General features: G+C 28.5%; 1 pseudogene. It reads right to left on the bottom strand.

The window, feature by feature from the left end:
- Window positions 1–601, bottom strand: a pseudogene (locus tag CLTEP_RS15020) (transposase); the annotation flags it as partial.

The raw sequence follows: 601 nt of genomic DNA, 5'->3' as shown, positions 1-601 counted from the left end.
CGATACTAGTTTCAATTATATTTACAGTTCTATCTTTGTATCCAATTTCTTTAACCCATGAACACTTCTCTGACTTATTTATCTCTACTTTCTTTAACTGTTGAAATTCAGACCATAAAGTTTTTATTCTTCCTTCTTTAAATCTAAGTAAATATTTCCATCTGTTTTTATTGCATATCTCAAACACAGGTTCACAGGCATACAGGCTATCGCCTAAAATACATATAGGGAGTCTAGGATATCTTCTTTTGAGTTTAGTAGCCAATCTTTTAAAAGCTTTAATTTCACAATCCTGCTTATCATATTTTTCATCTGGGTTTTCAATAAATTCAGTATCTATACTAAATACCATATCGCCAAAAATCAACTTAGCTTCGAGAACACAATGGAAATACAGTGTTTTTTCAATATTTCCATCTTTATCTTTGTACTCTTTCTTTAAACAATGCTCACAATGTTTCTCTTTAAATTTAAATAATCCTGTTCCATCTATAGCTATAACCCAATATTTATCTAATAATCTATAATGCTCCAAGCTACGCTTTTTAAACATTTCTTTAAGCATATAATCTCTAATATACTCTAATTCATTAATATCTAA

It is taken from the genome of Clostridium tepidiprofundi DSM 19306, from assembly GCF_001594005.1.
Taxonomy (GTDB): Bacteria; Bacillota; Clostridia; order Clostridiales; family Clostridiaceae; genus Clostridium_AC; species Clostridium_AC tepidiprofundi.
The sequence above is the reverse complement of the archived record's forward strand: the minus strand, read 5'-3'. Positions and strand labels throughout refer to the sequence as shown.